The organism is Pectinatus frisingensis (genome assembly GCF_015732285.1).
Taxonomy (GTDB): Bacteria; Bacillota; Negativicutes; order Selenomonadales; family Selenomonadaceae; genus Pectinatus; species Pectinatus frisingensis.
On record NZ_WIQU01000030.1, the window covers coordinates 1 to 13,874 of the forward strand.

The following is a 13,874-nucleotide window of genomic DNA, read 5'->3' on the forward strand; positions in this document are numbered from 1 at the left end:
ACCCTCCCGACATGGCGCTTACACCATGCCACCCTCCCTGTTAAGGAGGGCTTTAAAGAGCGTAATTTATTAATGATTCCAAGAGTAGACAAAAGAATAAGCTGTATATTTTTTGCCTGCCAAATATTTGTGTGTCAATACGGCAATGACAGTGTGTTAAAATATTATGAATGTGCTTCAGTGTGTTACTTGATAGTGTGTCAATATCGAAATAGCCTTTATAAAACGCTGATAAATAAAGCACCTGAACCGACACACAAAAGTTGGCACGCATTTTGCATATTAAAAGTAGTAAAAGATGAGGGAGGGAAGAAGATGCTTGGAATTATTGTAGCTACTCATGGACACTTAGCTGAAGAATTAGTTAATACCTGTGCAATGATTTGCGGGAAACCAGATAATTTAAAAACCGTTACACTGGTTCCAGGAGAGGGACCTGATGACCTGATCACTAAATACGAAAAAGCTATTTCTGAACTCGGCATTGATAATGGAATTATTATATTGAATGATTTATTTGGTGGCAGTCCTTATAATGCAGCCTGCCGGGTAGCAGCCGATAATGAAAAATGCGGCATAGTTACCGGAGTAAATCTGCCGATGCTGGTGGAAGTTATCAACTACCGTTTGTATGCTGACGCCGATGCCACAATCATGGACGCCATGAATAAGGCAATACAGGCCGCCAGTGACGGTGTGCAGAAATTTCATAAAAGTATGGTAGTGATAGAAGATGAAAACGAAGGAGACGATTTATAATGAATATTGTATTAGCACGTATTGATGACCGTCTTATACACGGACAGGTTGCGACCGTATGGGCTAAAGTTACTAAATGCACCAGAATTATTGTCTGTGATGATGATGTAGCAGCTGATAATATTAGGGCAACTTTACTCAAGCAGGTGGCCCCGCCAGGTATAAAATCCAGCGTAGTAAGCGTAGACAAAGCGGTTCGTGTTTATAATAACCCTAAATATGCAGATGATAAGTGTCTGCTGCTATTTACCAATCCAACCAGTGTACTGCGGATGGTTGAAGCCGGTGTCGATATTAAAAGCATCAACATTGGTGGAATGAGCTTTAAAGAAGGTAAACGTCAGGTCAGCGGCGCAATTTCCGTAGATGAAAAAGATGAAGCTGCATTTGAAAAACTGCACGAAAAAGGAATTGAAATGGAATGCAGGAAAGTCGACACTGACAAAAAAGTTGATATGATGAGCCTTCTTAAAAAATAAATGTATTGTGGAACCTATTACTAAAGGTATCAATATTTATTCAAATTTCGCATTTATAAATGGCACTAATAGTTTATATTAAGCTTTAAGATTTTTCTTAATATGGCGGCAGGTATTATAGTATGATTTTTAGTGTTTGTACTGACAGCTGCTACAAGAGAATCTAGTAAGTCGTTTATAGGATATAAGTTCTTGCAAAACTTTATCTGCGAAATTTGAAGGAGTTATTTATAATAATATAGGAGGTATTTACAATGGTACTCAGTGGTGCTCAACTTATTGCAATTTTTATTGTTTCAGCAATCGCAGGGATGGGGAGCGTACTTGATGAATTCCAAACACATCGTCCTTTGATCGCCTGCACACTTACCGGATTAATACTAGGAGATATGACTACCGGTATCATTATCGGTGGTACATTGGAAATGATCGCCTTAGGCTGGATGAACATAGGTGCGGCAATGGCACCGGATTCGGCTTTGGCATCAACAATTTCAACAATTTTGGTTATTGCCGGACATCAAAGCATTGGTGCAGGTATAGCAATCGCTATGCCGCTGGCAGCAGCAGGTCAGGTGCTCACTATTTTATGCCGTACCCTGACAGTGTTTTTCCAGCATAGAGCCGATGCTTTTGCCAGAGAAGGCAATCTGCGCGGTATTGATTTATGCCATTTAGGTGCTTTGGTTATCCAGGCACTGCGTGTTGCTGTTCCTACTTTATTGGTTGCAATGTATATTGGAACCGGTGCAGTTCAAACACTGCTCGATGCTATACCGCCAGTTATAACCGGTGGTTTGCAGATAGCCGGCGGATTCATCGTAGTAGTTGGGTATGCTATGGTTATAAACATGATGCAGGCAAATTATTTAATGCCTTTCTTCTTCCTTGGATTTGTCATTGCAGCGTTCACTAAATTCAATCTTGTAGCTTTTGGTGTAATCGGTCTTGTACTGGCTATCGTTTATATTCAGCTCAATCCTAAGTACAACAAAACTGCAGTTGCGGCACCAGCAGCGAGTTCTGCCGGTGGTAAAGATGATGATTTAGACGACGATTTGGATGACTGAGAGAAAGGGAGGAAAGTATCATGGAAAAAAAGTTAACTAAAAGTGATTTCTTTTGGACGTTTATTCGCTCTAACTTTGCACAAGGTTCATGGAACATGGAACGTATGCAGGCACTGGGGTTTTGCTTTGGTGTAATTCCTATTATCAAAAGATTATATACTGGTGATGAACGCAAACAGGCGTTGAAACGCCATTTGGAATTTTACAACACCCATCCATTTGTTACAGCTCCAATAATTGGTGTTGTGGCAGCTATGGAAGAACAAAGAGCCAATGGTAAGGATATCAGTGATGGTGTTATCAATGGTTTGAAAGTTGGTATGATGGGACCTTTGGCTGGTGTTGGGGATCCTATATTCTGGGGAACTGCCCGTCCTATAACTGCATCACTCGGTGCATCGTTTGCATTGGGCGGCAGTCTTTTCGGCCCAATTTTATTCTTTGTTTTATTCAACTTGATTCGTCTGCTGGTTCGCTGGTATGGTATAAAATATGGTTATGAAAAAGGTACAGATGTTATTTCCGACGTAGCCGGCAATAAGCTCCAAAAGATAACAGAAGGTGCTTCTATCTTAGGGCTGTTCGTAATGGGGGCCTTGGTTAATAAATGGACATCGATGAATGTACCGGTGGTTGTATCAACTATTACTAAACAAGATGGTACTGTTGCTGTAACAACTGTCCAGACGATACTTGACCAATTGATGCCCGGATTGCTGCCATTACTGCTGACCTTCTTATGCATCAAGCTCATGAAGAATAAAGTTAACCCTATCTGGATCATCTTTGGATTGTTTGCAGTAGGTATATTAGGTTATTGGACAGGAATTTTGGGAATGTAATTTCCTGAGACTGAGTGTGAGATAGTTGCATTTTCGCACTATTTACTATATCCCATTCTATTTTCCACATAAATTAAAAGCACTTGCGAATTTTTACAGGTGCTTTTAATTTTGTGGACTAAGATTCTTTATAGGCATAATTTAAATACCTCCCAATCAATAAAAATTTGATTGGGAGGTTTATTTGTTGTTTGTCAAATTGCAGAATTAAAGTTCCATTATAATAGGAAGTATCATCGGACGACGTCTTGTCTGTTCATAAAGAAAACGTCCCAGCGATTCTCTTACACTGGTCTTTATTGCTGACCATTCGGTCACTTTGTTTTCCATGCATTTATTAACAGTGTCAGTCACTCGTTCCTTGGCAGCATTCATAAGTTCTTCTGACTCACGAACATACACAAAACCGCGTGAAACAAGATCCGGACCAGATACAAGACGGAAGTTTTGTTTATCCATCGTCATAACGACAATTATAATACCGTCTTGTGACAACTGACGGCGATCCCGCAGCACAATGTTGCCTACATCACCGACGCCAAGGCCATCGATTAATACTTTACCCGACTGGACTTTGCCAACAATGGCACCCTTATCACGAGTGAATTCCAGGATGCTGCCATTTTCAGCAATAAATATATGATCCTTATCCATACCGACTTCTCTTGCCAGTTGAGCATGCTTTACGAGGTGACGATATTCACCGTGCACCGGTATAAAAAACTTTGGCCTTACCAGATTATGCATGAGTTTTAGTTCTTCACGACTGGCATGACCGGATACATGAATACCCTGATCCCGGCCATAAATGACATTGGCACCAAGTTTCAGCAGATTGTCAATAGTCCGGCCAACCAATTTTTCATTGCCGGGAATTGGTGTCGCGGAAATGATAATGGTATCACCGGGTACGATATCAACCTTACGATGATCCGACATAGCCATACGGGTGAGTGCCGACATTGGTTCACCCTGGCTGCCTGTCGTTATTATTACGACTTGGTTAGCCGGATGATTTTTTATTTCATCAATATCGATGATCAAACCTTCCGGAGCTTTGAGATAACCAAGCTTCAAAGCAATGCTGACTACGTTTATCATACTGCGGCCCAGGATTGCGACGTGCCGATGATATTTCAATGCGTAATCCATAACCTGCTGGATACGAAGTACGTTTGAAGAAAACGTGGCAACAATAATGCGGTCACGGGCAGCCCGGAAAGTACGATCGAAAGCAACACCAACTGTTTTTTCACTTGGTGTATGTCCTTCCCGTTCGGCATTGGTGCTGTCGGCCATCATTACCAAAACACCGCGGTTCCCCAAATCAGAAAAAGCCCGGAAATCGGTCATTTTGCCGTCGACAGGCGTATAGTCAAACTTAAAGTCACCGGTGTGGACGATCATCCCCAACGGTGTTTTTATTGATAAAGCACAAGCATCAGGTATACTGTGATTAACGCGGATGAATCCGACACTGAAACAGCCGGCAGTGATAATATCACCATGCGATATGGGATGAAGATTACTGGAGTCAACGTTATTTTCACGCAACCGTCCTTCCAGTATCCCCAAAGTCAACCGTGCTCCGTAAACAGGAACATCAAATTGACGTAAAATATAGGGCAAAGCCCCGATATGATCTTCGTGTCCATGGGTTAATACTATAGCCTTGATTTTATCTTTGTTCTCAACTAAATAGGAAATATCCGGGATTACAAGATCAATTCCCGGCATATCTTCATCAGGGAACATCAGACCGGCATCAATGAGGAGAATGTCATCACCGTAACGAATCACCGTCATATTTTTGCCTATCTCGCCTAATCCACCCAAGGGAATAATCTGCAATTTTTGCAGTTCTTTTGCCAAAAAATAGCACCTCCAAAAAATATATATAAAATTAATTATCTGTGATCTTTTTTCAAAAATAGGAAATATCCGCACAATAATTATCCATTCCATTATATAACTAATACGAGGACCTGTAAAGACGCGGATGTGTTATCTTATATATAAGTACATAAAAAAATAAAAGATATAACATTATTGACAAAAGACATACTTAATCTTATAATAATAAGCAGGTAAAATTTGCAAAGTCATGATAAGGGGGATAGTGGTAAGTTTTAATTTTGCAGTATAAAGCTAACTGTTATTAATATACATAATAACTGGTTAAAGACTGCAGATAGTTAATAGAAGTATACAAATTTAGTTGTACAATGACAGGAGGAAAAAGAATGGATGGAGCACTAATATCAAAATTTGAAAAAGTATTGATGCCGATAGCAGCCAAAATATCAAGCAATAAGTATTTACTGGCAATGCGGGACGCTTTTTCAATGGTTTTACCATTTATAATAGTCGGATCTTTTTTCGGTATTATTGAATGGGTTGTAATCGACCCTACCGGTACTATTATGGGACCGGATGGCATGAATTGGGGTGGAAAGATAACCGGTTTGACAGGTGACGCTTATCTGGCTTCAGCTTTTGTGGCAAAACTAAAAAGCCTGCAAGGGTTGTGCAATCTTGTAGTAACAATAGGTTTTGGTTGTTTTTCTTTGTTACTGGTAATAGCATTTTCTTACCGCTTGGGTGGAATTTGGGGCGGCGATAAATTTTCCACGACACTGACTAGTATCGGCTGCTTTTTAATAGTGACACCGCAGTCAATAGGCAAAGCCGGTGGATTCGGATTGGATTATTTCGGCAATAAAGGTGTGCTTTCGGCCTTGGTAGTGGCAACTGTGGCTTCATGGGTATTTGTGAAATTATCGAACAATAAGAAAATACGGATTAATATGCCGGAAACGGTACCACCGGCAGTAGCACAGTCTTTTGCCATACTTGTACCTGTGCTAATAACTTTAGGTGGTTTTGCGATTTTTGCAGCCTTTTTGTCATGGTATGATGTTCCGCCATTGAACGATCTTATTTATAAAATCATTCAGGCACCATTGATGGGATTTTCACAGGGGTTAGGTTTTTCTTTGTTGTATCAGTTTGTAGTATGGTTTTTTTGGTGGTTCGGTATTCATGGACACAATGTTACGGCTGCCATTCAAAATACAGTTTATATGCCCGCACAGCTTGCTAATCAGGCAGGCACGGCATCATATATTTTCAGCAATGGATTCTTCGAAGCCGGTCTAATGCATATTATGGGGCTTGTAATAGCCATATTCATATTTTCAAAAAAAGAAAGCTGGCGGGCAGTGGCCAAGCTTGGTGCTCCGGCAATGCTGTTCAATATACAAGAACCGATGGCCTTTGGTTTACCGATAGTTCTCAATCCAATTTTATTAGTACCTTATATAATAGCACCGCTGGCTAACACGGTGGTGGGATGGCTGGCAATATCGTCAGGGTTGGTCCCTATTTTTAAATATGTGGTGCCATGGACGATGCCGTTGTTCTTTGGCGCAACTATTGGTACAGGGTCAATAGCCGGTGGACTATTGCAGATAGTATGGCTTATAATGGATGTATTTATTTATGCACCCTTTGTTATTGCCTCAAATCGGATAAAAGATGCTGAAGAGGAAACGGCAGACTCATGATTGTAAAGAGATAAATTTTCCTGGGGCTGCCGCATGAACAGCATTGTAGTGAAAGCCGTAAACTCTCCCATTGGAAGATATACGGATTGACAATATTTACGAATATAAAAATATAAAGAATAGGAGATTTGGAAAAGTGGATGAAAAAATTGTAGAACAATCCATGCAGCTGATACTACACGCCGGCACAGGCAGATCAATGGTAATAGAAGCAGTCAATAATTTGGCAGAAAACGGTGATGCAGCAGCAGCCCGCAAAAAAATTGAAGCTGCCGGCAAGGAAATAGGGGCGGCGCATGATATTCAAACAGCCTTAATTTCCGCCGAATGTGATGGTAAGGAAGTTGAAAAATCAATATTGCTGATACATGCCCAGGATCATTTCATGACGGCTTTGGCAATTCGCGACATGGGACAGCTGATGGTAAAGATGTACGAATCACTGAGTAAAAAAACAGCTGACTGAGGGGATGTCCTAAAACCATATATTATACAAATGTTTAAGGAATATACCCTAGGCAGGGCATATAGGCCATTTCGTGTTATTGAAATAAATTTTTCCTTCTTTGAGGAAACTAACAGCGAGTGATCAGACATAGTAAATATTCTGTAAACAAGCAGCAAATAACATTTCATAAATTTTATCAATAAAGGAAGGAAAAAGAATGGGTGTGAATATAAAATATAATTTTCCGGCAGATTTTTGGTGGGGTGCAGCAACATCTGGTCCACAGACAGAAGGCCGTTTTTATAAGAGACACGATAATGTTTTCGATTATTGGTTTGATAGGGAACCACAAGAATTTTTCAACCAGGTCGGTCCCAATGTGACTTCCAATTTTTTTAACAGCTATAAAGAAGATATTCAGATGATGAAGTCTATTGGACTTAATTCTGTTCGTACATCAATACAATGGACGCGGTTGATAAAAGATTTTGAAACGGCACAAGTGGATGAAGACGGACTTAGATTTTACAATAATGTCATTGATGAGTTCTTGAAGGCTGGTATAATACCGGTGATAAATTTGCACCATTTTGATTTACCGGTGGAACTGTATGATAAATATGGTGGTTGGGAATCAAAAAAGGTAGTAGAGCTGTTCGTATTATTTGCCCAAAAATGTTTTTCATTATTTGGTGATAGAGTTAAATATTGGATAACATTTAATGAACCTATGGTAATTGTCGAGGGAGAATATCTTTATCAATTCCATTATCCTAAAATTGTTGACGGCAAAAAGGCGGTCCAGGTATTATATAATCTCAATTTAGCTTCAGCCAAAGTCGTTGAGGCCTTCCATCAAACCAGATGTGCTGAAAACGGCGGCAAGATAGGAGTGGTGCTCAACCTTACACCTTCTTATCCACGTTCCCAAGCGGAAAACGACGTAAAAGCCGCTAATTTTGTCGAAGACTTTTTTAATCGCTCATTCTTGGATCCGGCTATAAAAGGGGAATTTTCCAGCTCGCTTGTAGATGTATTGAGAAAAGATGATGTCTTGTGGGAGGCAACACCGGAAGAATTGGCAATAATACGCAATAATACGGTGGATTATCTGGGAGTCAACTACTACCAGCCGCGCCGGGCCAAAGCCAAGGAAGCCCCCTTTGATAAATCTAAAAGCTGGATGCCGGACAAATATTTTGATGATTATAAACTGCCAGGATGCCGGATGAACCCATACCGCGGCTGGGAGATATATCCCCAGGCCATTTATGATATTGCCATGAATATTAAGAATAACTATGGTAATATCTCATGGTATCTTTCAGAAAACGGCATGGGTGTTGAAGGTGAAGAAAAATATGTGCAAAAGGACGGCAGTATTGATGATCAGTATCGGATAGATTTTTATGAAGAACATCTTTCCTGGCTGCATAAGGCAATTAGTGAAGGAGCAAATTGCTTTGGCTTCCATGCCTGGACACCGATAGACTGCTGGTCTTGGTCCAATGCCTATAAAAACCGCTATGGTTATATAGCCGTGGACCTTGCGACCCAGATAAAGACCATTAAAAAATCAGGTTATTGGATCAAAAAAGTAGCACAGCAAAATGGTTTCTGAGATTAGAGCCCACCGGTCATGGCCTAGCTATGATCGGCGGGTAAAAAGGAAGGGTATTAAGATATAGGTTTCTTGTATATATTAAGTAAATTATCATAGTATTTTAAATAAAAGAGAGGAGACTGAATAATGAGATTAAAAAGATTATTGAAAACAGCAGTTATGTGCGCGTTTATCGGAGCGGTTTCCAGTACTGCTTTTGCAGCAAAGACGGATGATACTGCATGGGAAAATCCAGATAGTAAAATATATGTTGAAAAGAAAGCTGTGCCGGATAATGCCAAGGCAAGAGTTGAAGCTCCCACGGTCAGTGAACTGGCAGATAAGGCGCCCAAATCAATAATATTGACCGATCCCAATGCCACCAAAGAAACAGTCGGACTGTATCAATATCTGGCTGCCTTAGGGAAGACTGATTATGTTCTTTATGGACATCAAAACGATGCACATCACAAAATGTTTTTAACTAACAGCGGAAGTAATTCCGATACTAAAGATGTCACCGGTTCTTTAGCCGGCATTGTCGGTATGGATGCGCTTTCACTTACCGGTTCGGAACTGAATCTCACCGATAGTGAAGTAGCCAAAGGTGTCACTTATGTTGATAAACTGGCCGATATTGCAATTAAAGCGTCAAAAGAAGGTGCAATAATTACTTTATCAATGCATATGCCCAACTTTGCCGAAATAAAAGATCGCGGTAAAAAAGATGGTAAATATGATTATATCGGCTATTCTCCAAATGTATTCACCGGTAACGTAGTGCAGCGCATTGTACCCGGCGGAGATTTGAATGATGTCTACACAGGATATCTTGACTTGATAGCAGACTTTGCATTGAAGCTGGAAAAGGCCGGAGTTCCGGTGATTTATCGGCCACTCCATGAACAAAACGGTTATTGGTTTTATTGGGGGGCAAAATATTGTACATCACAGGAATTTGTAAATCTTTATCACTATACAGTAAAATATCTGCGTGACGTGAGGAATGTACATAATTTCCTTTATGCTATTTCTCCTAACGGTCCTTTTAAGACGAAAGAAGAGTATCTTGACAGATACCCAGGTGACAGATATGTCGATATTATGGGTGTTGATACTTATGATGACAATCCACCCGGACCGGCTAAATCGGATCCGTGGTTCAAGGGTTTTGCCCTGACCTTGCAGTCAGTCAATGACGCGGCAAAGCTGCACCACAAAATACCGGCTCTCACAGAAGTAGGAATACGTGACGGTGGCAGCCTGGCAGTATCAAACAATAAAGATAAAGACTGGTTCAGCGAAGTATCAAAGATGGTAGGCAAGACAGATATGCCATATTTCATGGTATGGTCAAATTTCGAACGTGAACCGCATAATTTCTTTGCTCCGTATATGGTAAGTAAAACTCGCGGACATGAAATGATAAATAAATTTATTAATTATTATAATGAAAAGGATTCGATATTTGCTGATGGTGTAACTGATTACAGCCAGATGCCGACTCCGGTCATTATTAATAAATAGTCTTTCCAATTTATGTTATACCCTTTATGCTAGGGGCTGTCATATGCAGTATTATTAATAAATATGTAATATTCTTAGAATCTGCCCGTTTCTAATTAAGAGTGAGGTTTACTTTGTTGGGTGGCTATAGAAATTATCTATTTGTTTGAATTATATATTACATATGACAGCCCCACCACTTTGTTTTGAAGAAATATTAGACACGTTTTAATAAACGAGAGGAAAATAAATCATGAATAGAGAGAGAATTTTAAAAAAAATATTGCCACTAGCTTTATCAGCAGTTTTATTTACCGGTGGGCTTCCTGCTGCAACGGCATTTGCTGATGCAGCAACCACTCCGATAACCTGGGATTTTTCACAAGGACTTGGTGCGTGGAAGTTTAACGGTATTTGGGATTATAACGGAATACCGGCAGTAACATATGATTCGTCGGTAGGCGACGGTGCAATAAAGATTGCAGTAGATTATTCCAGTGTATCTAAGGAAAGCTGGAGCGAAGTAAAACTGTCGGATGGTGATATAAATCCTAATACACCGCTTAAGATGGATAATTGCAACTATCTGACTTTCGATTTTTATTATAATCCTGCTAGTATGCATGTTGGATCGTTTAAGACGAAACTGTATATAAAATCTTCCGACGGTAAGGAAGTAGTAAATGTCTGCCCGGATATCGATCTGGCATCAGGATTATCGGTTCCAGGAACAAGCCTGAAAAAGGTAAAAGTAAAGGTTCCCTTTAATGCGGTTACAGCGGATGCTGTTGATCTGGAAGTCAGTGTAGTGGGGAGTTTTACTGATTATAAAGGTGATGTATATGTCGACAATATTACGCTGGGTCAGAAATAAAAAGGAATAATCTAATGAATAAAAAATTATTAAGTAAAATTTTGCCTTTGACATTATCAACTGGCTTTTTTTGGAGTGGTTTGCCGGCAGTCAACACGGTGTCGGTGCAGTTCACTAATGTAAACGTAGTTGAGGCGGCGAAAACAGCGGCTAAGAACTGGAATTTTTCGCATGACCTTGGATCATGGAACTACAGCGGTAAATGGGGCTATACCGGTACACCGTCACTGGAATATGATAAAGCAGTCGGCGGTGCCGGAAAACTCGATGTTGATTTTTCCGGTGATGCCGATAAAAGCTGGAGCGAAGTAAAAATAAGGCCAAGTGAGATAAATGACAGCACACCGCTGGTATTGACCGGATATAATGTATTGACGTATAATTTTTATTTTGATGCTGCGGCAATGCAGGAAGGGGCTTTTAAAACTAAGTTATATATGAAGTCCAATACCGGCAAAGAGATAGTCAATACCTATACTGATGTGGATATGGCAGCAGCAAAGCCTGTAGCCGGTACTTCTTTAAAAAAAGTTGCGGTTCGCCTGCCATTTACTACGGCAGATGCGGATATTACCTATATGGAACTCAGTGTGGTCGGCTGCAACACTAACTACAGAGGAGCTTTGTATGTAAACAATATCACCCTTGGACATGAAAATGTAAAAGATGGATATGTCCAGAAAACAGCCCGGGTGATAAAAAAAGATAAGGTTGAATTGTCTGATCTTGCCCTGCCGGCACAAATAAATCTTGCCGATGGCAAGGCTTCTGAAAGTGCAGCGCAGTTAGCTGCCTATTTGAAAAGCATAACCGGTTCCGGGAAAGTATTGTATGGACACCAAAATGATATGCACAAAAAAGCGGGTATTGGACCAAGTGATTCGGATACTTATGATATGGTCGGTGACTATCCGGCTGTCGTCGGGATCGATGGTCTGGCACTGACCGGCAGTGAAATGAGCCTGACTGATGAGGAAAAAGCGTCAGGAATGACATTTATTGACAAGGCTGTTCAAGTAGCAATAAAGGCCAAGCAAAAAGGGGCTATTATTACTTTGTCAAATCATATGCCAAATTTTGCCGATGTGGCTAAAAGAGGAAAAGTTAACGGACAGTACGATTATTCCGGTTATTCGCCAAATGTGACCACAGGTGATGTCGTTTCACGTATAATGCCGGGTGGCGACCTTAATGGAGTATACCGGGGTTATCTTGATATGGTAGCCCAATATGATAAACGGCTGCAGGACTTAGACATTCCGGTATTATACCGTCCGTTCCATGAATGCAACGGCAGCTGGTTTTGGTGGGGTGCAGCCTTTTGTTCACCGAGCCAGTTTAAAAATTTATACCGGTATACAGAAGAGTATCTGCGTGATACTAAAGGTCTGCACAATATCCTTTATGTTTATTCCCCGGGCGGCCCTGTGACCAGTGAAGCCGATTACCTGACACGCTATCCAGGGGATGCTTTTGTTGATATAGTTGGATTTGACATGTATCACAGAGATCCGGCAAAAGCAGATGACTGGATGACATCACTCGATGCTACAATGAATGTTATGAGTGCTTTTGCTAAAGATCATGATAAGATTCCGGCAGCTTCTGAAGTGGGCATCTTGGTCGGCAACAGTGCCATGCTGAAGTCGGGCAACCAGCGTTTGGACTGGTTTAATGAAATACTGAGAAATATGTCACAGCATGGTATGGCTTACTTTATGACCTGGTCCAATTTTGATGAAACTAATTTTGATGAACCGTATATGGTAAGCCCGTCCCGTGGGCATGAAATGGTAAACCAGTTCATTGATTTTTATAATAAGCCGCAAGTTATATTTGCCGGACAAATGCCGGATTATCGTAAAATAAAAGTTATCGAACAGGCAGCTGTAAAAACATACGGATATATTGTATCTCCCAACTCGTACAACAGAATTTTGACACCACAGACACTAAAAGCCACTGTGTCAGGTAAGAGTGATGATGTTCAATTTGTATACAAGAAAAACGGAGTATCAGTTGCTGCTACCAAAGCGGTACAAGACGTTGTTGGTTCATATAGTGCGCAGATAACCCAGGCAGATTTGACAAAAATTGGCAAATCTATGGGAACTATAGATTTAGTCATTGATGGGAAGTCTGCTGACAGTGTGAAAGTCATATTTAACATACCACAACCGCCGAAAGACATATCGCTGGTAGATGATTTTGAAGGCTACTATGGTGACAATGGGTTGCTGCAGGCTGTTTATTCCACTAATAACGGTGCAGGATGTTCTGTAAGCGCTGCTCTGAGTGATAAACATTCAGGCGGTGACACCGGACTGGCCTTTACTTATAAAATAAATAAAAACGGCTATGCCGGTATCATAAAAAATATGAACGGTGCTGACTGGTCGGCCTACAACGCTGTACAATTCTGGCTTACACCGGACGGTAAAAAACAAAAATTAATTATTCAGATAAATACCAACGGTGAAGATTTTGAAGTCGATCTTTCTTCATACACTGCGGGAACGACTCCAACACTGGTAACAATTCCTTTCAGTCAATTTAAAGGAAAGCAAAATGGCAAATTCGATAAATCCAATATCCAGCACTTTGCGATATACTGTAATACAATGGGTGATACCATAGTCGATTCGACGATGTATTTTGATGATATTAAAGCCGTAAAATAGAAATGTGCTATTTAAATTTTAAAAATCATTTAGTGTAATTGAAGAA

The 13,874-nt window shown here is 40.4% G+C and carries 11 protein-coding genes; 10 read left to right on the top strand and 1 reads right to left on the bottom strand.

Annotated elements, in window-relative coordinates; translation table 11 throughout:
- Positions 1–315: 315 nt before the first annotated feature.
- The 4 genes from I6751_RS05115 to manZ all read left to right on the top strand — a co-directional run bounded on the left by I6751_RS05115 (position 316) and on the right by manZ (position 3,150).
- Positions 316–759 carry a PTS sugar transporter subunit IIA gene (locus tag I6751_RS05115; protein ID WP_182186259.1) on the top strand — a complete coding sequence of 148 codons (444 nt, stop codon included), beginning with the start codon at positions 316–318 and terminating at the stop codon, positions 757–759.
- A complete protein-coding gene (locus I6751_RS05120) occupies positions 759–1,238 on the top strand; it encodes a mannose/fructose/sorbose PTS transporter subunit IIB (RefSeq protein ID WP_182186257.1) in 480 nt (159 codons plus the stop codon). The genes I6751_RS05115 and I6751_RS05120 overlap by 1 nt, the downstream gene beginning before the upstream one ends.
- A gap of 254 nt (positions 1,239–1,492) precedes the next feature.
- Positions 1,493–2,308: a PTS mannose/fructose/sorbose transporter subunit IIC gene (locus I6751_RS05125; protein WP_196590381.1), complete on the top strand. Its 816-nt coding sequence runs from the start codon at positions 1,493–1,495 to the stop codon at positions 2,306–2,308.
- 20 nt (positions 2,309–2,328) lie between these two features.
- Positions 2,329–3,150: a PTS mannose transporter subunit IID gene (gene manZ / locus I6751_RS05130; RefSeq protein WP_196590382.1), complete on the top strand. Its 822-nt coding sequence runs from the start codon at positions 2,329–2,331 to the stop codon at positions 3,148–3,150.
- 207 nt (positions 3,151–3,357) lie between these two features.
- Here the strand turns inward: manZ and I6751_RS05135 are convergent, their stop codons facing one another.
- Positions 3,358–5,022 (bottom strand): ribonuclease J, encoded by a 1,665-nt coding sequence (locus I6751_RS05135; protein ID WP_269140837.1) that lies wholly within the window; start codon positions 5,020–5,022, stop codon positions 3,358–3,360.
- Positions 5,023–5,393: 371 nt separating this feature from the next.
- Here I6751_RS05135 and I6751_RS05140 point away from each other — a divergent pair, with 371 nt between their 5' ends.
- The 6 genes from I6751_RS05140 to I6751_RS05165 all read left to right on the top strand — a co-directional run bounded on the left by I6751_RS05140 (position 5,394) and on the right by I6751_RS05165 (position 13,828).
- Positions 5,394–6,716: a PTS sugar transporter subunit IIC gene (locus tag I6751_RS05140; protein ID WP_196590384.1), complete on the top strand. Its 1,323-nt coding sequence runs from the start codon at positions 5,394–5,396 to the stop codon at positions 6,714–6,716.
- A 136-nt stretch (positions 6,717–6,852) separates the two neighbouring features.
- Positions 6,853–7,182 carry a PTS lactose/cellobiose transporter subunit IIA gene (locus I6751_RS05145; RefSeq protein WP_196590385.1) on the top strand — a complete coding sequence of 110 codons (330 nt, stop codon included), beginning with the start codon at positions 6,853–6,855 and terminating at the stop codon, positions 7,180–7,182.
- 199 nt (positions 7,183–7,381) lie between these two features.
- Complete coding sequence (locus I6751_RS05150; RefSeq protein ID WP_196590386.1) at positions 7,382–8,785, top strand: glycoside hydrolase family 1 protein; 1,404 nt, start codon at positions 7,382–7,384, stop codon at positions 8,783–8,785.
- 129 nt (positions 8,786–8,914) lie between these two features.
- Positions 8,915–10,294 carry a glycoside hydrolase family 26 protein gene (locus I6751_RS05155; protein WP_196590387.1) on the top strand — a complete coding sequence of 460 codons (1,380 nt, stop codon included), beginning with the start codon at positions 8,915–8,917 and terminating at the stop codon, positions 10,292–10,294.
- A 232-nt stretch (positions 10,295–10,526) separates the two neighbouring features.
- Entirely contained in the window at positions 10,527–11,147 is a 621-nt protein-coding gene (locus I6751_RS05160; protein ID WP_196590388.1) for a hypothetical protein, read from the top strand.
- A gap of 14 nt (positions 11,148–11,161) precedes the next feature.
- Positions 11,162–13,828, top strand: coding sequence for a glycosyl hydrolase (locus I6751_RS05165; protein ID WP_196590389.1), 2,667 nt, complete (start codon positions 11,162–11,164; stop codon positions 13,826–13,828).
- Positions 13,829–13,874: the final 46 nt, after the last annotated feature.

Excerpts from the sequence above, each read along its gene's own strand:
- I6751_RS05115 (WP_182186259.1), top strand. The coding sequence starts at position 316 with ATGCTTGGAATTATTGTAGCTACTCATGGACACTTAGCTGAAGAATTA.
- manZ (WP_196590382.1), top strand. The coding sequence starts at position 2,329 with ATGGAAAAAAAGTTAACTAAAAGTGATTTCTTTTGGACGTTTATTCGC.
- I6751_RS05140 (WP_196590384.1), top strand. The coding sequence starts at position 5,394 with ATGGATGGAGCACTAATATCAAAATTTGAAAAAGTATTGATGCCGATA.
- I6751_RS05155 (WP_196590387.1), top strand. The coding sequence starts at position 8,915 with ATGAGATTAAAAAGATTATTGAAAACAGCAGTTATGTGCGCGTTTATC.
- I6751_RS05160 (WP_196590388.1), top strand. The coding sequence starts at position 10,527 with ATGAATAGAGAGAGAATTTTAAAAAAAATATTGCCACTAGCTTTATCA.
- I6751_RS05120 (WP_182186257.1), top strand. The coding sequence starts at position 759 with ATGAATATTGTATTAGCACGTATTGATGACCGTCTTATACACGGACAG.
- I6751_RS05125 (WP_196590381.1), top strand. The coding sequence starts at position 1,493 with ATGGTACTCAGTGGTGCTCAACTTATTGCAATTTTTATTGTTTCAGCA.
- I6751_RS05150 (WP_196590386.1), top strand. The coding sequence starts at position 7,382 with ATGGGTGTGAATATAAAATATAATTTTCCGGCAGATTTTTGGTGGGGT.
- I6751_RS05165 (WP_196590389.1), top strand. The coding sequence starts at position 11,162 with ATGAATAAAAAATTATTAAGTAAAATTTTGCCTTTGACATTATCAACT.